At 59.7% G+C, this 21,408-nt stretch carries 25 protein-coding genes and 1 tRNA gene; 7 read left to right on the top strand and 19 right to left on the bottom strand.

Annotation, left to right across the window (positions count from 1 at the left end; translation table 11 throughout):
- Genes QQK16_RS10485 through QQK16_RS10475 form a run of 3 tightly spaced genes read right to left on the bottom strand, consistent with a single transcriptional unit; the run spans position 1 to position 2,279 of the window.
- Positions 1–591 (bottom strand): phosphoheptose isomerase, encoded by a 591-nt coding sequence (locus QQK16_RS10485; protein WP_284196409.1) that lies wholly within the window; start codon positions 589–591, stop codon positions 1–3.
- 33 nt (positions 592–624) lie between these two features.
- Complete coding sequence (locus QQK16_RS10480) at positions 625–981, bottom strand: YraN family protein (RefSeq protein WP_284196408.1); 357 nt, start codon at positions 979–981, stop codon at positions 625–627.
- The gene (locus tag QQK16_RS10475) at positions 981–2,279 is read right to left on the bottom strand and encodes a penicillin-binding protein activator (protein WP_284196407.1); all 1,299 of its coding nucleotides are present in this window, start codon (positions 2,277–2,279) and stop codon (positions 981–983) included. The genes QQK16_RS10480 and QQK16_RS10475 overlap by 1 nt, the downstream gene beginning before the upstream one ends.
- On the opposite strand from QQK16_RS10475, the gene rsmI reads away from it, so the two are divergent.
- Positions 2,274–3,134 carry a 16S rRNA (cytidine(1402)-2'-O)-methyltransferase gene (rsmI, locus tag QQK16_RS10470; protein ID WP_284196406.1) on the top strand — a complete coding sequence of 287 codons (861 nt, stop codon included), beginning with the start codon at positions 2,274–2,276 and terminating at the stop codon, positions 3,132–3,134. The two genes, QQK16_RS10475 and rsmI, sit on opposite strands and share 6 nt — an antisense overlap.
- Before the next feature lie 42 nt (positions 3,135–3,176).
- Positions 3,177–3,260: transfer RNA gene (locus QQK16_RS10465), tRNA-Leu, on the top strand.
- Between the two features lie 72 nt (positions 3,261–3,332).
- Here QQK16_RS10465 and QQK16_RS10460 read toward each other — a convergent pair.
- The 9 genes from QQK16_RS10460 to QQK16_RS10420 form a co-directional block, all read right to left on the bottom strand.
- Positions 3,333–4,358 carry a tyrosine-type recombinase/integrase gene (locus QQK16_RS10460; protein WP_284196405.1) on the bottom strand — a complete coding sequence of 342 codons (1,026 nt, stop codon included), beginning with the start codon at positions 4,356–4,358 and terminating at the stop codon, positions 3,333–3,335.
- Entirely contained in the window at positions 4,358–4,609 is a 252-nt protein-coding gene (locus QQK16_RS10455) for a DUF4224 domain-containing protein (protein WP_284196404.1), read from the bottom strand. Before QQK16_RS10455 ends, QQK16_RS10460 begins: the two co-directional genes overlap by 1 nt.
- Positions 4,606–4,839, bottom strand: a complete 234-nt coding sequence (locus QQK16_RS10450) for a TraR/DksA family transcriptional regulator (RefSeq protein WP_284196403.1) — start codon at positions 4,837–4,839, stop codon at positions 4,606–4,608. The genes QQK16_RS10455 and QQK16_RS10450 overlap by 4 nt, the downstream gene beginning before the upstream one ends.
- A 99-nt stretch (positions 4,840–4,938) precedes the next feature.
- Positions 4,939–7,119 (bottom strand): replication endonuclease, encoded by a 2,181-nt coding sequence (locus QQK16_RS10445; protein WP_284196402.1) that lies wholly within the window; start codon positions 7,117–7,119, stop codon positions 4,939–4,941.
- Complete coding sequence (locus tag QQK16_RS10440) at positions 7,116–7,586, bottom strand: hypothetical protein (protein WP_284196401.1); 471 nt, start codon at positions 7,584–7,586, stop codon at positions 7,116–7,118. The genes QQK16_RS10445 and QQK16_RS10440 overlap by 4 nt, the downstream gene beginning before the upstream one ends.
- A gap of 2 nt (positions 7,587–7,588) precedes the next feature.
- Complete coding sequence (locus QQK16_RS10435) at positions 7,589–7,795, bottom strand: hypothetical protein (RefSeq protein WP_284196400.1); 207 nt, start codon at positions 7,793–7,795, stop codon at positions 7,589–7,591.
- A gap of 95 nt (positions 7,796–7,890) precedes the next feature.
- Positions 7,891–8,298 (bottom strand): hypothetical protein, encoded by a 408-nt coding sequence (locus QQK16_RS10430; protein ID WP_284196399.1) that lies wholly within the window; start codon positions 8,296–8,298, stop codon positions 7,891–7,893.
- 31 nt (positions 8,299–8,329) lie between these two features.
- Complete coding sequence (locus tag QQK16_RS10425; RefSeq protein WP_284196398.1) at positions 8,330–8,575, bottom strand: pyocin activator PrtN family protein; 246 nt, start codon at positions 8,573–8,575, stop codon at positions 8,330–8,332.
- A 112-nt stretch (positions 8,576–8,687) separates the two neighbouring features.
- Positions 8,688–9,185: an ogr/Delta-like zinc finger family protein gene (locus tag QQK16_RS10420; RefSeq protein ID WP_284196397.1), complete on the bottom strand. Its 498-nt coding sequence runs from the start codon at positions 9,183–9,185 to the stop codon at positions 8,688–8,690.
- 297 nt (positions 9,186–9,482) lie between these two features.
- Between QQK16_RS10420 and QQK16_RS10415 the strand changes: the two genes are divergently transcribed.
- From QQK16_RS10415 to QQK16_RS10395, 5 genes are all read left to right on the top strand, one after another.
- Complete coding sequence (locus tag QQK16_RS10415) at positions 9,483–10,271, top strand: helix-turn-helix domain-containing protein (protein WP_284196396.1); 789 nt, start codon at positions 9,483–9,485, stop codon at positions 10,269–10,271.
- Between the two features lie 127 nt (positions 10,272–10,398).
- Positions 10,399–10,626: a hypothetical protein gene (locus tag QQK16_RS10410; RefSeq protein ID WP_284196395.1), complete on the top strand. Its 228-nt coding sequence runs from the start codon at positions 10,399–10,401 to the stop codon at positions 10,624–10,626.
- A gap of 9 nt (positions 10,627–10,635) precedes the next feature.
- Complete coding sequence (locus QQK16_RS10405; RefSeq protein WP_284196394.1) at positions 10,636–11,673, top strand: helix-turn-helix domain-containing protein; 1,038 nt, start codon at positions 10,636–10,638, stop codon at positions 11,671–11,673.
- A 25-nt stretch (positions 11,674–11,698) separates the two neighbouring features.
- Complete coding sequence (locus QQK16_RS10400; RefSeq protein ID WP_284196393.1) at positions 11,699–11,863, top strand: hypothetical protein; 165 nt, start codon at positions 11,699–11,701, stop codon at positions 11,861–11,863.
- A 7-nt stretch (positions 11,864–11,870) separates the two neighbouring features.
- Positions 11,871–12,575, top strand: a complete 705-nt coding sequence (locus tag QQK16_RS10395) for a helix-turn-helix transcriptional regulator (protein ID WP_284196392.1) — start codon at positions 11,871–11,873, stop codon at positions 12,573–12,575.
- A gap of 108 nt (positions 12,576–12,683) precedes the next feature.
- On the opposite strand, the gene QQK16_RS10390 is transcribed toward QQK16_RS10395, so the two are convergent.
- From QQK16_RS10390 to QQK16_RS10360, 7 genes are all read right to left on the bottom strand, one after another.
- A complete protein-coding gene (locus tag QQK16_RS10390) occupies positions 12,684–13,313 on the bottom strand; it encodes a BRCT domain-containing protein (RefSeq protein WP_284196391.1) in 630 nt (209 codons plus the stop codon).
- Positions 13,314–13,621: 308 nt separating this feature from the next.
- Positions 13,622–15,043: a hypothetical protein gene (locus QQK16_RS10385; protein WP_284196390.1), complete on the bottom strand. Its 1,422-nt coding sequence runs from the start codon at positions 15,041–15,043 to the stop codon at positions 13,622–13,624.
- Between the two features lie 267 nt (positions 15,044–15,310).
- Positions 15,311–16,330 carry a hypothetical protein gene (locus QQK16_RS10380; protein ID WP_284196389.1) on the bottom strand — a complete coding sequence of 340 codons (1,020 nt, stop codon included), beginning with the start codon at positions 16,328–16,330 and terminating at the stop codon, positions 15,311–15,313.
- A gap of 274 nt (positions 16,331–16,604) precedes the next feature.
- The gene (locus QQK16_RS10375; protein WP_284196388.1) at positions 16,605–17,078 is read right to left on the bottom strand and encodes a hypothetical protein; all 474 of its coding nucleotides are present in this window, start codon (positions 17,076–17,078) and stop codon (positions 16,605–16,607) included.
- Positions 17,075–18,109, bottom strand: a complete 1,035-nt coding sequence (locus QQK16_RS10370; RefSeq protein ID WP_284196387.1) for a phage late control D family protein — start codon at positions 18,107–18,109, stop codon at positions 17,075–17,077. Before QQK16_RS10370 ends, QQK16_RS10375 begins: the two co-directional genes overlap by 4 nt.
- The gene (locus tag QQK16_RS10365) at positions 18,106–18,513 is read right to left on the bottom strand and encodes a phage tail protein (protein WP_284196386.1); all 408 of its coding nucleotides are present in this window, start codon (positions 18,511–18,513) and stop codon (positions 18,106–18,108) included. The genes QQK16_RS10370 and QQK16_RS10365 overlap by 4 nt, the downstream gene beginning before the upstream one ends.
- A gap of 9 nt (positions 18,514–18,522) precedes the next feature.
- Positions 18,523–21,366, bottom strand: a complete 2,844-nt coding sequence (locus QQK16_RS10360) for a phage tail tape measure protein (protein WP_284196385.1) — start codon at positions 21,364–21,366, stop codon at positions 18,523–18,525.
- Positions 21,367–21,408: the final 42 nt, after the last annotated feature.

Genomic DNA, 21,408 nt, shown 5'->3' with positions numbered 1-21,408 from the left:
TTATTCTCCGTCTAGCAGTATGCAGTCTATGGCATCGCACAGGCTGTGGATCAGCAGGGCGTGGACTTCCTGCACGCGTGCAGTACGCATGCTGGGGACGTTGAGTTGGATATCGTCGCCGGTCATCAGTTCGGTCATCTTGCCACCATCCTTGCCAGTCAGCGCAATCACCGTCATTTGCCGCTCGTGCGCGGCGTGCACTGCTTCTATCACATTGACCGAATTACCCGAGGTGGTGATGGCCAGCAGCACATCGCCCGGTTGGCCCAGTGCGCGGACCTGCTTGGAGAACACCAGGTCGTAATCGTAATCATTTGCGATGGCGGTGATGGCCGAGGTATCGGTGGTGAGCGAGAAAGCAGCCAGACCGGGGCGCTCCTTCTCGAAGCGGCCTACCATTTCGGCCGCAAAGTGCTGGGCATCGGCAGCCGAGCCACCGTTGCCGCAGGCCAGAATCTTGTGATCGGCCATCAGTGCCGCCACCATGCGCTCGGCGGCTACAGCCACAGGGGCCGAGAGCAGCTCACGAGCGTCTTCCAGCGTGGCGATGCTGTCGAGGAAGTGCTGGTTGACGCGGTCTATCAAATCCATATCGGGGAATCTTTCGCTACGGTATTGCGGGGGTTAGAGCTCGATGATGTGCTTGAGCCATTGGGGCTCAGCTTCGCCATCGATCAGTATGGCGTCGAAGCGGCAGGGCGGAACGCGCTTGAGGGTGGCGAGATAGTGCTGGGCAGCCGCCACCAGCCGGGCCTGCTTGCGGGCAGTGATGCTGTCGGCTGCCGAGCCGAAACGGCCGCTGGCACGGCTGCGCACCTCGACAAACACCAGGGTACTGCCGTCGTGGCAGATCAAATCGATCTCGCCCATGCGGCAGCGCCAGTTGCGCGCCACGATGCTGACCCGCCGGGCGGCCAGAAAGTTCGCCGCCAGCGCTTCAGCGGCGGCGCCTTTGTGCTGGGCCGGCGTGGGCGTGGCCATTATTCTGCTGGCTGGGTCGTGGCCGTGATGCCCTCTTCAGGCGAAGGGGCTGGTTCGGGTGGTACTTCCAGCTTGGGTGGGGCAGGGGTGCGCGGCTGGCCGCCTACTTCGCCACTCATCAGCTCGCGGCTGAACTGGCGGTTGGCCGAGAGCTTGAGTACACCGCTGACACCCTGAACCTCGATGGCGGCACCTGGGGCCGAAACCAGCAGCAGCAGGCTGAGCCGGTAGGCATCTATCCCCAGCGCATACAGGCGCTGCATATCGGGCCCCAGTGGCTTGTCGGCCTGCTTGTAGGCCAGCACATCGGGCTGGTAGGGTTCCAGCAGCCAGGGCATGTCCACAAACTTCACGCCCAGCAGATCGACATTGGCACCGGCCTGCTTGCCAAACTTGCCGCTCCAGACCTGCGAGGTGGCATAGATGGGGCGCTCTGTGCCGATATAGGGGCGAATCAGGCGAGCCTTCTTCTGGTCTGCCGCCATGAACAGGGCGTCGGCCCGCAGGGCTGCCACGGTTTCCTTGAGCTTCCAGACCGCATCCTTGTCCGTACCCAGGGCAATCACATCGGGCGCCTTGCCGGTAAGCAGCTGCCATTCGGCGGTAAACGCCTCGCGCATACGCTTGGCCAGCAGGCCTTCCGTCTCGATCAGCACTGGCATCTTGCGGCCGTCGCGCTGCATATTGCGGGCGATCTGGCGGGTTTCCGCCTCAATCGATAAGCCCAGCGCAAACAGATTGGTCGGCGGCGTAATTGTCTCGTCCAGGGTGTTGAGTGCCAGTACCGGCACATCCAGTTTGCCAAAGGCTGCCAGCTTGGCAATGGCGCCACGGGTAAGCGGGCCGATGACACCTACGGCCCCGCGAATGGCCGCCTGGCGGTAGGCCAGTATGCCTTCCTCGTCACCTGCGCCGGTGGGATAGAGCCTGACCTTGGGGGTGTTGTCATCGCCCAGGCGGGCTTCTGCCGCCATCACACCCTGCCGGACAATATCGGCAGGTGCCGCCAACTGCTTTGAATCCGTTGGCAATATCAGCGCAATATGGGGGCCGGGCGCATCTGCCTCGGCTACCGGCGGGGCAGGCGCAGGCTCCTCGGCGCTGGCAGGGGCTGGGGTGGCAAGGTAGAGTAGTGCCGCTGTTGCCAATATCAGCCTATGCAGGCTGGGCAGCCTGTGCCCGTGGCTGCCTGAGCCTAGCGGGCGTTTTTCATCCCGCCTGGTCTCTTGCAACACAGCAAGGGTGGCAGGCAGCGCCACTGGGGCGCTATTCACTTCAAGGTGAGCAATACCGTGCATGAGGAGCCGTATCCGATAGATCGTCCCGCATTATATGTGGTGGCTACGCCCATCGGGAACTTGCGTGATCTAACGCCGCGCGCGCAGGCCATTTTGGCCGGTGCCGATCTGATCGCCGCCGAGGACACCCGGGTGACCGGGCAACTGTTGAAACATTTTGGCATCGATACCCGCATGATGTCGCTGCGTGAACACAATGAACGTGAAGCCGCCGAGAAGCTGATCGCCCGGCTGGCAGAAGGCCAGGCCGTGGCCCAGGTATCGGACGCCGGCACCCCCGCCGTCAGCGACCCCGGCGCCCGCCTGGTGGCTGCCGTGCATGCCGCTGGCTACAAGGTTGTGCCCATACCGGGCGCATCGGCCCTGCTGGCTGCGTTGGCCGGTGCTGGCATGCAATCGCCCCGGTTCCAGTTCCATGGCTTTCCCGAGCCCAAATCAGGTGCGCGCCGCAAGGAATTCGAGACCCTCAAGGCCTTGCCGCACACCATCGCTTTTTTTGAGGCGCCACACCGTATCGCCGAAAGCTTGGTCGACATGGCCGAGGTATTTGGCCCAGACAGGGTAGCCGTGGTGTGCCGTGAGCTCACCAAGACCTTCGAGACCCTACGGCGCGCCCCATTGGCGGAACTGGCAAGCTGGGTGGCGGCAGACAGTAACCAGCAGCGCGGTGAGCTGGTGGTGTTGGTGGAGGCTGCACCTGAGCAGGCTGCAGATGATGCCGCCAGCTTTGATAGCGTGCTGGCCCCCCTGGTGCGGGAGTTGCCCATGAAGCAGGCAGTGAAGCTGGCGGCCGAGATCACCGGCGGCAACCGCAACGCGCTGTACGAGCGGGCCTTGCAGCTAAAGGGTGATTGACCGCAGCGCCAGGCTCGGCCATAATCCGCGCCTTCATGACCTGCCCGGGTGGTGAAATGGTAGACGCAGGGGACTCAAAATCCCCCGCCGCGAGGCGTGTCGGTTCGAGTCCGACCCCGGGCACCAGCTTATTTAAGAAGGCTTTCAGCGATGAAGGCCTTTTTATTTTCTTCCGCAATTTCCGGCACTGTTCCGCAATTACTTCGTTGGTGTGATCTTGGTTCCGCGTCGGTTCCGGGTGTACTTCTCCGTCATTGCGACTGATGTGTGGCCCAGCAAGCGTTGCGCTTGTCGGATGTCTTCCTCGCTGTCGGCCTTGTCTGTGGCACCCTTGGCGCGAAGGTCGCGTATCTGGAAATCCTGCTTTGCCACGCCGGCTGCTTCCCGGGCGTCATCAAACCGCTTTCGCAGCATGCTGTAGGTCAGCGCTTGACCTGCCTCATTCACTACCAGCCTGTTTGTGTAATAACGCAGCCCAGCTTTGCGCGCTGCAATCCTGTCTAGCAGTGCTGCTAGCTCGCCTGTTACTTCAATTCTCCGCTTGGCGGCTGTTTTCGCCTGGGCCACTTCTAAGTAACCGTCTCGGATATGCCGAATGTCCATCCGTAGCGTGTCGCTGACGCGTTGTGCAGCCAGGTAGGCGAGATCCATTGCGTCGCGTAGGCCATCACTAGCGTGTTCATATACCAGTCGATAAAGGTCGTCTTCGATGTAGACGTCGCGGCCCTTTTCCTTGTTGCCTTTGATGCCGGAACAGGGATTCGCGAGCTTTGTGTAGCCACACTCCCGCGCCCAGTTCCACATATGGGACAAGAGCGCCTTTTCGCGGTTGGCACGTGACTTTCCTGTGCGCTGGCGCAGGTACATCTTGATGTGCATTGGTTCGATGGCTTCGAGCGGTGCTGGTGGGTTGTTGAAGAAGAGGAGTAGCTGTTGATACTCGCGCTCGTTATCCCGCTGCGTGGCCGGCGCCTTGGTGGGTACTACCTCCTTCATGTAGAGGTCGCCCACATATTTGAACGTCAGTACCTGTGATATTTGGGTGTCAGCGACGCGAGATTGCTCGAGCTCGGCATATTTGCGAAGGGCTAGCGCATAGTCGCTGCCAAGGGAGATTTCCTTGCGTGGTCGACCACCCTGGTCGTAGTAGTAGTAAACCTTCTTACCGCGCTTTCGCAGTCGCAGGCGGGTAATGCTGCCTGCCAAGTGTGGCTTGCGTCCCATTATGCTTTCCTTGTGATATTCGGAACCCACCTGGTGGGTTCTGTTGTTGGCGTGGCTACCTTGTGTGCAATGAACTGCGCCCGAAAGACAATGGGGGCGCCACGGGCGTTGACGACGTGCTGGATAAGGTTGGCGCGAAGCCAGTCAGCCTGTAGCTGGACCCGGGAGCGCTTATTACGTCCGTTGCGAATGCCGGTCAGCTCGGCGACCTCGTCGGCCGTGAGAAATAGCGAGTTGTTTTCGATGCTCATGCCACCACCCCTTGTTTCCTGCGGGTTTCTTGGCGGCACTGGCAGGCGATGCAGCGGGTTGCGGCTGGGTAGGCTGCGCGGCGAGCGGTGGGGATGTCTTCGCCGCAGTCCTGGCACTCTGCCGTGCCGACCTGGCGGACGGTGGCGCGTTGGGCGGCCAGCAGGCTATCCAGGCGGGCCTGGGCTATTTCGTTGGCTTGGTCGATCTGGTCTAGGCGTTCGTGGTTCATGGCTACGGCTACCTTTCAATGAGCTGGATAAGGGCTTGCAAGGCGAAGAAGGCGCAGGCGGACAGCAGGGCGTGCGCCCAGGGGGTTAGGCGGGCGAGATCAGGCATGGCGGCGGGCCTCGGCGTGGGTGGCTGGGTAGGTTTGGAGCCAGTCGGGGACGGATGTGGCCCAGGGCGGCAGGCCTGCATCGTCAAAAACGGATCTGGCATCGTCGGAATCAGCGGTGCTGGCCAGCGCATGCCAGTCGGGCGGGGTTTCATCCCCGTCGATATCGGCGGTGGATGCCGGCACATCCCAGGGCGCCGGCTCGTTTGCTTCTTCCTGGGTGAGCATTCGGAAGTGAAACGCGCGGGTCGGTGGTTCTTCGTTGGGGGTGGCGCGTACAGTTAGTGGCACAAGTCCAAGGTGGGTGTGGCTGCGCCCCACCCTGGCGGCCCGGCTGGTGGCCGTGCCTTCGGTGGCTGCCTGCGGCCGCCACTCAACGCGCCACGACTTGGTGCGGGTGATGGCGGTTTGGTCGGAGGCTTCGACACCCTTGACCACGGCGCAGGCGGCTTCGCCGTAGCAGTTGGTTTTCTCTGGCTGATCCTCTTTGGCCAGCTTGATGGGCATGTCCTTGCGCTTGGCTAGCGGGCCGCCTAGCAGCTTGCAGAAGGTGGCCCAGTCGCCTTGGTCGGCGGCGTGTACCGCCCAGTCGAGCCAGACACTGTCTTGCTCGGCGCCTTTCAGCTTGCGCAGCTCGCGCCAGAGGGTGACGGCTGGGCCGCCGTAGAACTGAAACTGGCGGATACGCCAGAGACTGGCCCAGGCGCGGGCGAGCTGGGCGCCGGTGACGGTGTCGGTGCCGGTTTCGTGGTTGTCGCCCATGGCGAGGTGTTCGCCGTCTTCGCGCTTTTGCTCGGTGCGACCGTCGAGGTTCTTGGTTAGGTATTTGGTGAGGTAGCCCACGGCACCACCTACGCGGCGGCCGTCTTCGGTGATCTTGGCGGGCTGCATCTGTTTGACGTCGAAACGCACGGTGCTGGCCGGCTTCTTGCGCCACACCGGGTCGCGGCCCTTAGGTACGTCTTTGTCGTGGTGCCAGACGGTATGGTTGACTACGTCGAGTTCGCCATCTTTGCGCAGCTTGAGGTCGAACAGTTCGTCCCAGGCCTCGCGGCAGGCGTAGTTGTTGAACAGGGCGATGAACATGGCCAGTTCATGGGGTTCGCCCCATAGCAGCATGTGCCAGTGCGGGCAGGCGTCGGCGTGGGGTTCGGCAACGCGTAGGCCATACACACGCAGGCCACGGCGGGCAGCGGCGGCGCGGACTTTGGCCCACAGCTTGGCCAGGTAGTCGTTTGCCATCTTGGGCGTGGGCTTGCCGGCTTCGACCCAGGCGGGGTTTTGCACCTGGCGGTAGGCCTTCTGCCCCTTGGCGCGCTTGATGGGCACCGATTTGGAAGGGTGCATGTAGCCGGGGCAGGTCGGCGTGACGAACACGGCAACGTGGCCCAGCTCTTCGGCGATCAGCTCGAAGCCGCGTGCGCGGGTGATCAGCTCGGCGAACCGGACGCGGGGATTGCTGACGCTCGTTTGCTGCAACTCGAACAGCGACACTTCGTCGCCGGCATCGCTCAGGGCGACGGCGCTGCGTAGGGCCTGTTCGGATTGCTTCCAGCGGGTGGCGAAATAGCCGCTTGTCGAGGCGGACACTACCGGTTGACGGCCACGGCGCACCTGGCCGGCTGCGATGCGGGCGTACTCAAGCGATTGCAGGTGCTGGCGCATGAAATTACGGCGCCAGACCTTGGCCGACTCCAAGCGCTGGCCGTTGCCTTCGACGGTAACGCCACCCTGCCCAGGGGGGGGCAGGCGTATGTCGTAGCGTTCGGCCACCAGCTCGGCGGTGTACTCGGGGTCTACCCAGCCGTGCAGCTGGCGGGCGGTGTCGGCGCCCAGATTGCCCAGGTCGACGATGCTGGTGAGGCTGGTGGATTCCTTGCCGATCAGCTCGCGGGTGAGGTGGTCCAGGCTCTGCAACTGCACGGCGCCGGGTAGCTGGTCGCGGTATTGCTCGGCGTGGTTGGCCACCGTGGCTTCGTCGGCCCATTGCAGGGCGGGCCAATCGGCCTGCGGGATAGCCTGAAGCTGGTGGCTACGCTCGCGGGCGCCCTCGGCGCTGTACTGGTAGGGGCGGTTTGCCGCCAGCCATTCTTCGTCAGTCTCGGGCGAGAAGTCAGGCGACGGGATGTAGTTTTCGTCGTCTTCGTCCAGGCAGTACCGAAAATCGAAGGTCATTGCGCGCCACCGAAGCCAGTGGAGCGCGCCAGCGTGGGGGCGAGGCGTTCGGCGGCGTACTGGTGTTGCTCCAGCACGCGGCGTAGCTCGGATGCCAGAAAACCCAGGCCGCCGCGCAGATTGCCGGTAAAGGCCTGCGGGTCTATCTCCATGCCGACCGTTGCCATTTTGGCCACGCGGGTTTGCAGCTCGACCAGCAGCCCGTCTATCTCGTAAGCGATCGCAACGGCTTCATCGGCGCTGCTGTATTGGGCGCGGGACATGAGCTTGTTGCCGTCTACGGCCACCGCGCCCATGGGCACCGTGCCGCGCGCCAAGAACGGCGGCGCAGAGGCCGGCGCGGCGGGCTTCGTGGCCTTGGCCAGTTGCGCGCTACGTTGTGCGGCGTCGCTGCACTCCAGGCGATCTAACAGGCTGGCGAGGTTGGCGCGGATGGCGGCACGGTGGGCGGACGCGTGGTAGTGCATGGCTAACCCCTGACGGTGAGCAGGTGGGCGCCCGCAGCGCGGGCTTGCGTGGCGGCCTGGGTAAGCGCCTGGGAGGCCTTGACGATGGGATGCAGGTTGTCGGGGTCTATCTCGCCCCGGCCAATGGCGTTTTCGAGGGCCAGTGACAGGTTGTCGGCGAATACGGCAAGGGAGGCCGCCAGTTCGGCGGTGGAGTGGGCGGCGATCATTGGTCGCCCCCTTCCTTGCGCGCCCAGGCGTCGGCCAGGACGGACACGATTGCGACGACGATCAGCAGGCCGTAGAGGTAGTTGATGTCCATGGCTCACCCCACCATCGCTGCAAAGGCATCAGCGGCGCTGCTGTAGATGGCATCGACTTCGATGTATCTACACAGCTCGCGTGTGACGGGAACGGCGACGATGTAGACCACCTGTTCACCTTGTGCGGTCAGCAATACCTTGATGCTGGCCAGGGAGCAGCGCGCGACGTTGCCATCCAGGGGGATGTAAACCGACTGGTTGAAGTGGTGCTCCAGGGAGGCGCGCAGGGCGGGCAGGGCCGCTTGGGCCGTCGGTGCGCTGTCGGTGGCAGATACGGCCAGGGCCAGCGCATCGAGCGCGGCGACGTTGTTGCTGATGGCGGGCTCGCAGTGGACGAACAGTTCGCCGTTATCGAGCTGTGCCAGTACCGCGTGGGCAGCGTTGACGAGGGCGGCGGTGTGGTTGTGCATCGTGTTTCCTCCTTTGTTTTTCTTGGTGGACTCAGAGCGTGCAGGCCGCGCGGGCCTCTTTGAATGCGTCATCCAGGGCTTTGCCCAAGTCATCCACATGCACCAGCCAGGGGGCGTTCTGCGTCCTGCCCAGCCGTGTGGCAGGGAAGGGCAGCGTTCCAAGCCTGGCCAGTTCGAGTGCCTTCTTGCGCTCGATGCCAAGGAATTCTTCGGAGATGGATTCGAGCGGTACGGTCGGGCCGTTGAAGCGGGCGGCGAGCAACATGGCGGTGTTCATCTGGGTCTCCTTCCTGGCTTGGGTGGCCGGGCATTACGTTTCTTTGGGCAAGCCGGGGCCTATGCGGCCAAAAAATGGCCGCTGTAGGCGGGGCGGTTAGTACGGGGTTGGGTTAGGTGCTGGGCGTCAGCTCGTATTGCTCGGGGGGCGCTACCTTGCGGGGGCAGTAGCGCAGCGCCATGGCCACCTGGGGATTAGGGTTGGCGCTTTGCACGACCGTGTAGACGATCTGGGCCAATACCTTGAAGGTGTGACCGCAGCTCAGGTTTTCGCACTGGTAATAGGACTCGCGGGTGACGGTGGACATGCGACGGCTGGTGCGGGTCTTGGCGACACCACCGCAGTGAGGGCAATCAAAGGCCATTGCGAGAACCTTCCAATGTGTTACTTTGCGGGCGAAAATTGCCAAAAGGTTGAAAAATGTAACTTTTGACAGCACTGGCGCGGTGGCTTTGGCGACAATGGTTTCCATGGCAAGCAGGGCGCCAAGCGCTGTGGTGATGTCGGTTTGGTGACCGGCACCAAACAGACGGAAGAAAAGACGCCAGCGGGGCGAGGCCACGCGCTGGCAAGTGCCTAATGACGGCTGGAGGGAATAGGATTTACGCACGCTTGCCAAGCTCCGGGTAGCACTTCAAAACGCACTCGCGGGCGATGGTTGCCGGCGTTGCTCCAAGTTGCTCGGCAAGCTGATCGAGGTCTTCCCGCTCTAGGGGGAAGAAGCGCAAGGCGACTGGGCTGGAGTTGCACCCGGTTGGTGAGCGACGGCGGCGACGGCGGCGAGATGGTGTTGGAACCTTGCCGATATCCATATTTTTTCACCTTCATCGTTTAAGTGACTTAATTTAACCAAACTAATTTTCACATTTCAAGTGGAAGTTGAAAAAACTGTGTCTGTGAGGCGCAAATGACTGATTTTGCTGAGAGGCTACGGAGCGAGCGAGAGCGCCTGGGTCTCACGCAGAAGGATCTGGCAGATAGGGTTGGAATCACGGCAAATGCCTACGGGGCATATGAACGTGGTCGCGCGGAGCCAAGCGTTGAGGCATTAAGCACATTGGCTTCCATGGGCTTTGATCTTTCATTCCTTGTGCTGGGTGCGCGTACGGATAAGCGTCCCGCACTGTCGGCTCAGCCTGAGCGCACACCCGAAGCTGATAGCCTAGGCTTGCGATTGGCGATGGAATGTTCGCGACTCGGCATACTTGATCTGCAGATGTCTGAAGCCGTAGGCGTGTCGCTCCGCACCTTCAACAATTGGATATTGGGTACGGCAGAACCCAATGCCGCGCAATTGCGGGCTATTGATGCGACTGGGGTCGATGTGCTTTTCGTGCTCACGGGCAAGCGCGGCTTGGTAGAGGAAGCCGGGTACTCGGCGGTGTCGATTCCTGATGAACTTGGGTCGCTCGTTGAGGCTTGGTTGCACCTGCACCATGTACGCCCACTCGACGCGCAGGCCGTTCAAGTCCTTGCGGATTTAACGAAGCTGATGAACCCGATCCACATGCTTGCGCAGCATCAGAAGCCTGCACTTTCACCAGTACCCGCGACAAACCCAAGGCGCGCAGCTGCAGATACCGCCATCGACGACATGGTGAACGAAAACCTACTCAGCGCCATCGACCAGGCACAGGCGGCTGAAGTAAAGCGTCCGCGCGCGCCCACCAAGTCACGCACCAAAACCGGTGGCTAGTTGACGTTTATCTGTTAGCTAGCTGTTAGGTGTCCGAAAAACGGACAGGTGCCAGCTACCCAGCATGGTTGCGCGTGGTTAGGATGCCCCCCAATAAGACAGAGCAACAACTCGGGGGGTTATCCAAGTGAAAGTAATTTCTGATTTTCAGGCCGTTGCTGGCGACGTAGTAGACGCTGCCAATCGCCAGCGCGTTGAAGACTGTATCCACACTCTGGAGCTGGTAAGCCGTGACCACGCACTGGCTCCGATTGCTGGCCCGGTGCGGACTGTCACCGAGAATCTGCGGATTCTCTCTCGAACCATGAGTGCTGTAGATGCAGCACGCGTAGGCAAGAAAACCACCAGCGAATAAGCCTACTCCATGGATCTGCTTGAGGAACTGTGCGGCGTTGCTTCTGATGTCTCGAAGCACAACGTATTCGAACGGCACTGCATTGCTTTCAGTGAGCAGCTGGCCCCGCTGCCCGACCCGGCTGCGATCTATGCGCGCGTGGTCTCGCTGTTGCACAGCGAGGAATCGGACCCGGCGAGCCAAGCCCGTAAGTTGGCCACCAAGTTGCAAGTCCACCGTAGTAAGGTCTACCGGTGGCGCGATGAAGGCATACGCAGCGTTACCGATGTGATGGCCATATGCGAGGCGTTTGATGTGCCGCCTGCTGTACTGCTAGAGCCGACGCTCGAAGGCACGCAGATGGTGGATTGCGTCATGTCGTTTGAGGGCTGCGAGTATATCTGCCGGGCGTGGGTATCGAAGCTACCGCAGCCTGCCGACAAGCCCTTTGGCCTTGTTTGCCGGCCCAGCAAAGGACGGTATTGGCGGCTTGAGGCGTGCAATCGCGGGCCGCGCGCAACGGCCCACGTTGCCTACTACGTGGACATGCAGTGCACCCAGCGGTATTCAACCGCACGTATTGCGATCTGTCTGCCAGGTATGCAGGACTATGCCGCAAGCCTGGCGCAGCATCTGGGTGGTTATATGGGGCAGTTGGGGCATGTCCATGCGTATGCCGATTCGGCGGCCTTGTTCAAGTCGCTGTCTGGGCAACCAGCCAGGGCGGTTGCACGCGAGTTTGAGCTGTTGATGGGTGAGCTTCAGCGATGCCCAACTCGGGAGGCATACGAGAGCGCGCATGCGCTTTGGGATCAGCTCAAGTTCTGGGGAGGCCCGATTGATGATGGCGTAGTAGACCGGTTTGCCTTGCCACCGAACTTGCTGGTGGTGCATGAGGCCTTGCCGGACTGGCCCTCATTTGTACTAGGTGTCCGTGGGGTGACTGGACAGTACATTCCAGCGCTGGTGTTGTGTGAAACGCCAGCCGAACCCCAGCTGATAGAGGGGTACTATTTTTGCTCTATCATGCTGCCCGACGTGCTGACAATGGCGCGTCGGCTTGTTTGACACCTAACTATCCTGAGGGGAAACCATGATTGAGATCATCATTGCCACCGTTATCAACTTGCTGACCGCTGTTACACCATTGGCTGCGCCGGCTGAGGCGCAGGCGAAAGAGCAGCAAGCGGCACCACAAGCTGCTGCGCTGAGCACGAAGTCAGATCAGCCACAGCCGATCATTAATCCAGCCATCTAATACCAATATGACTGCACTGCGCGACTCGCTAGGCCATATCAGGCATGCGGACAATCTTGCTGACCAGGTCGCCGCCATGGCGAGCGCGCTGGGCTTTCGTAGTTTTATGCTCGGGTATGTCAATCCATCCCTGTCTAGCAAACCATTCTGGGTAGACAACATGCCCACACGCACCTGGGACTCCACGGCAGTTGTATGCCGCGATCCAGTAGCAGCGGCGATTGTTGCCACCAAGGAAAGCAAGACGATTCTGTGGACAAGTGACACCTATGCCCAGGCAGGTGCCGGGGATCTGTGGGAGCTGGGGAATTCCGTGGGCATCCATAACGGGGTTGCCCGGCTCGCCTGCTTGGGCGGTAAACGGCGCATGATGATGAGCATGGACAGGGATGTGCCGTTCGACGGGACGCCCGAGCAAGAAGCCATGCTGATAAGCGAGTTGGTGACGTTTTCAGAGGTGCTGGCCGGAACGGTCGCGTCCATCTTCGATATCCAAAGCCTTATTGAACATGACCTGACCGCGAGGGAGCTGGAGGCGCTGAAATGGGTGTTTGCCCATGGCTACACTGAGTATCAGGTATCTGAGCAGCTAAATGTGTCCTTCGCCGATGCGCGCCGTATACTACGGCACGCTACTGAGAAGATCGGAGCGGGCAGCTATCTGCAGGCTGCGATGATTGCTGCGCGGCATGGGGCGCTAGGGGCGATTTAAGTAGCCTGGAAAGTAGCAAGCCCCACGGTTGCGGGGCTTTTGTTTGGCGCTCGATACGTGTCTTCCATACGGTGCGTTGCGCCTGTCGCTCCGTACTTACTGAACCTCTTACAGGAACAGCGCGGCGTGCCAATCCTTCTCTGGCACTATGGCGATACCATGCCCTTTGTCGTTGTAATCCAGCGCTTTTTCGATCTTTCTTCCATAAGTCGTGTTCGCCCAGGTTGGCTCCACCATCGAACCCACCACCAAATAGTCTAGCTTTGTAGTCACACTGTCGGCTATGAAGCCACCGCGACTGAGCACCGCTCGCTCGCAATCGGCTCGGTTACCGAACAGGAAGCGACCTGTAAGGCAGAACGTGTATCCCTCAATCCATACTGATGGATCATCGTCGTAAGGTATAGCCGCAACACTTGGTTCCCCGGTGCCTGTCTCATCGAACTGGTAGCCACAAATACCGCGCAGCAGCTCCAGCATGTCCGTCCGCTCTGCATCGGTGATGATGCCGTCCGAGAGGATTGCTCGGATGCGATCTGCAATTGGCCGGCCCGGCCAGCGGTGACACAGCTCTGGATGATCGAATAACCAGGTCTGCAGGAACAAAATTTCCTTGTCGTTGATGGAGCTGTCGGCAATCAACCCGGTTGCCACACCCAGAAGTTGCTCTGCTGCCTTTTGCATCGAACGCCGATCGATTGCACTACATGCTGCAAAATCCTTTCCCTCGTAGGCCATTCAGCCCTCCTTTTTGTTGTTGCGCCGTTTGGCGGTGTGGCAAGCGTAGTGCCACACAGCTACTGATGCCATCCTCCATCTGGGGGATAGGATTGTTCCGGGCGGCTTGATTTCACGTCAAATGGAGACGGCGCGGTAGGCGGGCTGGGGGCGATTTAGGGCGTCGTACCTACAGCGGGTAATCGTTAGAGCTGGTAGCAACTGGTGATAGGTTCTTGGTATCTGGCACTTTGTGGCTAAGCACCCCTTACTAACAATTCGCGCGGTTCCCGAACAGGATTCGACCTGTAAGGCGGAACTTATAGGCATCACCGCTCTGCCGCTTCCGCTTCTTGCGCCTCAAAATATGGTGTGGCCGGTAGTTCCACAACGCCGACACCGTTGATAATCGCCGCTCGACATTCCGATGCGTAGCCATCATCTGGTTGTGCAGCAAGGTACTGTATAGCCCTGAAGAGTTCGCTAGTTGGAACTAGTGCAGTGGAGGATGACACTGCGGCGCTTATGCACTTTTCCGTGAACTGAGGTCCCCTGTTGTTAGGGCTACTCAGTCGAAATCCATTGCCAAAGAGGACACCTTTTGCCGGTTTCGTTACTTCTTCGCGCTGAAGGTCTTCGTGAATGTTCATCGACAGTTGTCTCAGCTTGTCTACGTTGATTGCCTTGGAGTCTTTCCCTTCAGCTTCGCCAAGCAGTCGCCCTTCAGTTGATTGGAAAACTACATCGAACTCTGACTGAGCGTCCTTGTATGGTGCGGCAGAGAATCCAAGTCTTGAGAGCGCACCGACGATAGCGTGCTCCAGCGGCTTTCCCTTTTCGTAAAGCAGTGCTCGCAACTGACCAGCATCACGTAGTGAGGCTTGAGTCTCTTCTAGCCTTCGTTGTGCCTCCTCAACCTTTCGCTCAACGTCAAGAAGCTCAGAGCGAAGCACACGTTCAGGTTCGAGAACGAACGACGGGTCAGATGCCCAATCTGGCTCCGGGGTCACCTCTGCAGTTGAGTGAAGTGCCTTGTCGAGCGCAACAACGCAGCTAATGAGTTTTGCAGCGAATCTCTTTGCGGCCGGCGTCCAGGGTTCTCCCTTACGCCCTATAAACGTCTCAGGATAGAAATCTATGTCGGGAAGGAGCACAAGCGCCCCTGAAGACATCTTGCTACGTTGGATCGTCGCCACTGCCATATCGCCGTTCTTGGTCAAAATACTAGGGCAAATAGACTCCGCGGTGAGCCGTACCTTGTACTCCGACACAGAGCCAAACTCAGCCCAATAGGGAGCAAGAATATCGGCACCGAGTGGAGCTAGCTTCATCGCAGAGCCAGTAGCATTTACGGGTTTTAGGTCATTTGGTAGTGCTGCATAGTTTGTATATCGCTCAACTATCCTAGTTGTCGCCCGATTGTGCCCCGTTCCGGAGTAATTGCGTTTACCTGTATCGATATAGACCTCTTGGACCTCTGGAAGATACACAAATACAGTCTTTCCCGATTCCACAGCCTGTATGATTTCGCGACGCCAATGTTCGCAAGCTTCCTTCAGTTGAAACGACGACGAGTCATTTAGGCTAGGCTTGCCTTGATACTGACCCGTTTGGTCCACCAAAAACTCGCTGATGTGTGGCCGAAAGAGGATAATGTCCCAGTCAAGTAGTGAGGCGCGAGAGCGAAAGCTCTCGTTCTTAGCATCTTGCGAGGCAATTGAAATGCCTACCGTGATGATTAACTTGGACATTTTCGAGGTAGGGTAGTGTGTTCTGCGATGCCAAATGTGAAATCGGGATGACTGAACCGCTTTTGCGCAGTTGGTGTAAGTCTATCTCGGTGTTGTGTGCCACACATCATCAAAATGGGGGATGCTTTCCAAGTACTTCCAACATGGCTGCTTGGACCTGGCTTACTGACCACCTTGCCATACACTGTTTTGACTGCTATGAACTAGCAGACGTTTCCCTTGATGCTGTCTTTTTCGCAGTTCGCCCTTAATGCAGGGCTGCCCCACTCAGCGTGGGAGGGTAAGTAAGAAATAATCAGCGATATCGAACAGCAGGTCAGAAGGGTCATCACCTCTGTCCTTCATATGTAGCATTTCGCAAACGTGATTGTCTTCGATGACCAGTATGAGTTTTCCGTGCTCGCGCATAGCACCTTGAATCATTGCATTGGCACCTTCATCTGCGCCTTTGCGAGTAATGATTATCGCGACGCGACGTAAGGCTTTTTCTAGCAAGTATTTCTCCGTCGTCAGTACTTGACCCTGTTTTATCTTTTCCGTGTAATTCTTGAATTCAAAAGTTATGTATCTCGAGTTTAGGTTGTCGAGTAAGAACTGCCAAAATTCCGTAGATGGTTTAATGCGACACACGTAGTCGAATCTACTATGTTTACCTTCCGTGCTTAATTGTTTGTGCCACCCATGAAGGTTGTTGGGAAATAAGTAGTGAAGAATGCGATCGCAGATATCTTCATATTTTGACCATGTGTTCTTTCCTGCTTGCAACTCCCTCAACTCCTTGCACAGGTCTGCTCCCTTAGTGATAACGGGTGTCGATGGGCTGGGAGGCTGATTGGTTAGAGAAATAACGTCCCCAAAGTTCCGCCCATGTTCTTCAGCCCCAGGTATGGGGTCTTCGTTCAAATACGCGGCCAGCTTATCTAGTAAATCTGGATCCTTTGATGCCCATATTTCTAGGTCTGTCCTATCAGCAAATGCTATTTTATAACGACCTTCTAGTTCTATGCGGGCTGCCAGTGGGATGTAACAGGAAGCTACGAGTATTCCTCTAGTTGCACCTAATTTTTCGCATTCAACGATTAACTTGGTGGCGGCGGACTCAATCAATGGAATCTGGGCTCGAGCTGTTCGGTAGTACTTAACTTCGATGGCCCACTTCTCATTGTTGTAATCCGCGAGGAAGTCTAATGTCTTTGACTCGGGTGTTTGGACAGAAAAACTGTTCACCTCTAGGATTTTTCGCACTAGTTCTTCGAAAGTCTGACTGATATGCTCGTTGTGGTTCATGGCTTTGGACGGTTATAATATTGTGCGCCACCGATTGGAGCTGCTGGGCGGCGCTCATTGGTGACAGTCTCAGTGAATTTTTGACGGCTTCCGCTGTCATGCTTCAATGCTCTATCACTCGCTGGATTGTAAGGCGATGATCATATTCCTTTTATAAGTCATCGAAGTGCAACCGTAATTCATTTGCTTACGCTTGAATTGCGTTAACCTTAAAGGTGAGTAATACGGCGCAGTATGTTTCACTTTGTCTGCACTTCGTGCTAAAGACATCGTGTTAGTAAAGACGCGGCAGTGGAATGGCATAGTCGATGTACAACCCACTAGTACGGGCAAGCCAGACATTGCCGCTTGGATCGCGCAGTGCTTGCCAGCCGAATGAGGATGTCCAGCCTATGCTCCACAAGTCTGATACGGTCAGTTGAGCGTAATAGGGGGTATACACCCATGAAGTTGATGGGCCTAGGATGCGAATTTCGCCCCAGGCCTTTGGCTGCATAGGGCCGTTGATGGCACCGACTACTGGTGGGGTGCCGGTTTCGGCAGGGCCGTGTCCTGTGGGCAGTCCAGAGGCCATGGGCAGCATGGGTAGCTGTGCAGCTTGGATGGCTGGCACTTGTGTCTGTGCCTCATTTGCTTGTGCAAGGCCACACGTTACCGCCAGTGCAACGGCAATGGTCGTTACTTTCATACTTCCTCCCAATTTACTTCTTGTTTTTAAGTGAGCACCGCTTGGGTGCCCTGCCATCATGTCAGTGCTTCGGCCGCAACTTCAAGTTCCACTTCGGTTGTGAACCCATCCGCCAGCCTATGTGTTGCCTTTGTCACAATCCATGGTAGTGCGTCTATCGCAGATTTGAAGCCTTGAACGGTGGCGGGCAGCTCGGGGAACAACTCCGGGCGGGCGTGAGCCAGGGTGAGGCTGAATGTGGCCATGCCGCGTTGGATGCGCTCCCACTCGCTTTTGGCGGCGCGTTTGGCGTTGGCGCTGTTGGCGTAGGTGTGGCGTAGGGTTTTGACGCTGTCGGTGCTGTTGGTGGTGCGTTTGTCGCCCTTCTTGCGCTTGGGTTTGTCTGGCCAGGTGATGGTGCCTTTGTGGGCGCCTTTGGTGTCTTGGTAGTGGGCTTGCACGCTGGTGTAGGCTTCGCGGTCACCCACGGTAAAGTGGTGGCTGTCGCCGTCCTGGCGGGTGATGGTGACGGCGGCCAGGGGCTGGCCGCTGGCGGTTTGGGCGGCGCCGGCTTTGATGAACAGCAGGCGGCCGGCTTTGACGGTGGCGACGGCGTCGAACATGGCGGCGAGGCGGGATAGCAGGTTAATGTCGCTTTCGCTGGTCTGGTCTATGTGGGCGATAGGCTGCTTGGCCAGGTCGGCAGTGATGGCGGGCTGCAGGCCGGCTTCTTTGGCGATGGTGCGGACAATGGCGCCCATGGTCTGGCGGTGCCAGCTGCGCTCCTTCTTGTCGCTCAGGCCGGCGCGCAGATCGGCGGAGCTGGCGCGGAGGATGAGCTTGTCGGGGGCGCCCTGGTGCTCGATGTCGTCGACCACAAATGTGCCTTTGTCGATCAGGGGTTCACCTGCGTAGCCGAGCGCGAGGGTGAGCTTGGCGCCGCGTGTGGGGATGTCGAGCTTGCCGTCATGGTCTAGCAAGACGATTTCGACCTGGTCGGCGTCGAAGCCGCGGTTGTCGGTGAGGGTGATGGATTCGACTCGGCGTTCTACCTTGGCGGTGATGTCCTGGCTATCGATGGCCAGGCGAAATGCGGGCGCGCGGGGGGTCATGCTGTGGCCTTTCCGATCAGATCCACGCGATCATCGTCCACGCGCTTGAGGGCGAGGCGGAATTCGATACGGCGGGCGCTGCCATCGGGCCAGAACAGGGAGCGGGTGGCTTCGAGCGATTCAATGACAAACAGGCCTTGCAGGTAGCCGTCTGCGGTGAGCAGGGGCCATGCCTTGCCTTGGTCGCCCATTTGTTTGAGTTCGTCGAGGGTGACTTCTCCCCCGGTGATTTCGGGGTACAGGACGCCCGATAGATTCAGTAGTTCGTCGTCTGGCCCCAGGTACTGGTGAGCGGGGCGCAGGCCTACCCGCGCGGCGCCGGGGTGGCGCCATGCGGCTTGGTGTTGAATCTCTTGGGGCGGTGCGGTGGTGAGGTCGAATACGAACAGTCCGAGTGCGATCATGGGGCTTCCTTAATCTTTGTCATGCAGCCGCGAGCGGGTGCTTGTGGCCGTGGCTTTGCGCAGGGCTTTGGCGACTTCCTCGGCGACCATGCGGGACAGGGCTTGGGCGTCCATGCCGGGGGCGGCGTGGACGTTGATGGCCTCTATGACGATGGATCGCGCTGGCGCGGCCTGGCTGGCCAGCGTGGGGCGCTTGTCGATGTTGAGGGTGCTGGCCGGTGCCATGGCGCTGGCGCCCAGGGCGACGGCGGCGCCGATTGGGCGGGTGAGCTGCTTGGTGATGCGGGCCATGGCATCCAGGGGGCCGTGCTGGGCCTTGTTGATGCCTACCGTTAGGCCATCCACGGTATGGCCGCCCAGGGCTGCAAAGACGCGGCTGGGGCTGCGGATGCCGAGCTTCTGCTTGAGGGTGAGGATCATGCTTTCACCGGCGCCATTGATGGCTGCCTTGAGCTTGTGCAGGCCGCCGACAAAGCCGTTGACGATGCCATCGACCAGCATGCCGCCAAGCGAGGCCATGACGGTGCGCAGGCTGGCCAGGTAGCCGGTTATACGGCCCCATTCGCGCACGAACAGTCCGAGTAGCGTCCAGTTGAGGAAATAGCCCTGTATGGCCTGGCCGGCGCCGATGGCGTGGCCTTTGATGGCCTGCCAGGCGCGGCTGGCGGTGCCGCTGATGGTGTCCCAGTGGCGGGCGATGACGCCGTAGAGCGTCCAGTTCATAAAGTAGCTGGTGAGGCCGTTGGCGATGGCGGTAATGCCGCGCTTGATCAGTGCCCAGACGGCGAGGGTGATGGCTTTGAGGTCTTGCCAGTGATCGACGATAAAGCCGACCACCGTCCAGTTCATGATGAAGTTGGTGATGGCGCTCAGTGCGGTGGCGAACACACGTTTGATGCCGGCCCACAGTGCGGCGAACTTGGGGCCGATGACGTCCCAATGCTTCCAGATCAGGTAGGCGGCCAGGGCGATGGCGGTGACCACCAGCCCGATGGGGTTGAGTAGGAAGATACGGCCCAGCCACATCATGGCTTTGCCGAGCATGCCCAGCACGCCACCCAGCTTGCTGAGCAGGCCGACTGCGCCGCCCACATGCACGCCCATCATGGCCATGCCTGCCCGGACTATCAGCATCGGCCCCATGAAAGCGGCAAGGGCCAGGGTGATGCCGCCCATGGCGACCAGCAGCACGGCGAGGGCGGCGCCGACTTTCATGAGGGTGCCGGCCAGGGCGGGGTTGGCGCGTACCCAGGCGTTGATGCCGCCGAGTAGGCGGTTGGTGTAGCCCATCAGCTCGATCAGCTCGGGCTTGAGGGTCTTGCCCAGGTTGGCGCCTGTGTTGAAGGTGCGGTTTTTGATGGCCGCCCACCTGGCGTTGAGGGTGTCGGCCTGGGCGCTGGCTTCTTTCTTCATCGAGCCGCGCGCCTTGGCGCTGTGCACTAGATCGATCTGCTTGCGGTACTCCTTGAGGTTGTTGGCCAGCTTGGCGGCGTCGTCACCGTATTCTTTGCCGAATAGCTGGGTGGTGACGTTGGTTTGTAGCTCGGCGGGTAGCAGCTGGATGGCGTCCAGCACACGCAGGATGGTGTTAGTGGCGTCTTTCGCCATGCCTTTCTGGACGTCTTTTGCGTTCAGCTTGAGCGCTGCCAAGCCATCCTGAAAGCGCTTGGGCTGTATGGTGGCGTTGGTCAGCTCGCGCACCATGGCTTCGCTGGCGCTGGCGGCCACCTCGGCGCTTGCCCCCAGGGTGAGGAAGGTACTGCCCAAGGCTGCGGCATTGCGGTAGTCGAGCTTGTCGGCCATACCCGCAATGCGCTGCATGACGTCGATAATGTCGGCGCCCTTGGAATGGGTTTTGTCGTCGAGCCAGTTGATGGTGTCCCCAAGCTCCTCGATGTTCGCGATGGGTAGCTTGTAGAGGTTGGAAATCTTGGACAGGCTGTCGCCGATTTCCTCTGCTGCCATGTCGAAGGCGACGGCGCTGGTGTTGGCTGTGGCGGCGAAGGCGAGCAAGTTGGCTTTGCCTTTGATGCCATTGCGGGCGGCGGCTTCAACCAAGGCGGCCAGCTCGATGGCGGACTTGCTGCCGGGTACTTCGGACATGGCTTGGATGGCACGGGCCATCTCGTAATAGGTGTCGCTAAGCTCGCCAGTGTCCTTTCTGGCTTCGTCTACCTGCTTGGCCACACCCAGCATGGCGGTCTCAAAGTCTGCATAGTTCTTGATCATGCCGACGATGGGGGCGCCGACCGCTGCGCCGCCGACCAGCATGGATGCGCCAGCGCCGCCGATCTGGTTGCGGGCGTTCATGCCGTTGTTGAATTTGGCGCGTATGGCGTGCTGCTGCCGCAGCTTGGCGTTGATCTGGGTAAGTTTCTGTTCTTCGGCGGCCAGGGCGCGCACGGCTTCGGCGGTGTCGGTTTTGAGCCGGCGTTGGTGCTCGCCGAGCTTGCGTGTCTCGATACCGCTGGCGGCCAATGCGGTGCGCATGCGCTGTTGCTTGGCGATCAATTCATGATGCTGCTTGGTCAGGTCGCTGGCTTCCCGCTTGGCGCCTTCCAGGGCTTTCTGTAGCTGCCGGCTGGGGGTGGTGGCCTTGGCCATTTCCTGGCTCAGTTGGGCGATGCGCTCTTGGGCTGCCTTCACGGCGTGGCCGGTCTTGGCGGTTTGCTCGGCGGTCTTGCGGTAGCCGTCTATCTGCCGCTGCTTGGCGTTGAGTTCGGACACCTCGCCGCGTAGCTTCTTGACGGTGGTGGCGGTGGCGACGGTTTCGCCACGGATACGGCGGATGGGGGCCGACAACTTGTCGGCACCGGCCATCAGGACTTGGAGTTTGAGGTTGGTGGTGGACATATGCGCGCGCGGTGATGGGGGTTGCCCATGGTGGCGTGCGGC

Source organism: Chitinimonas prasina (genome assembly GCF_030160395.1).
In the GTDB taxonomy this organism is placed as follows: domain Bacteria; phylum Pseudomonadota; class Gammaproteobacteria; order Burkholderiales; family Chitinimonadaceae; genus Chitinimonas; species Chitinimonas prasina.
Note: the sequence above shows the minus strand (reverse complement) of the source record. Positions and strands in the feature narration are given on the sequence as shown.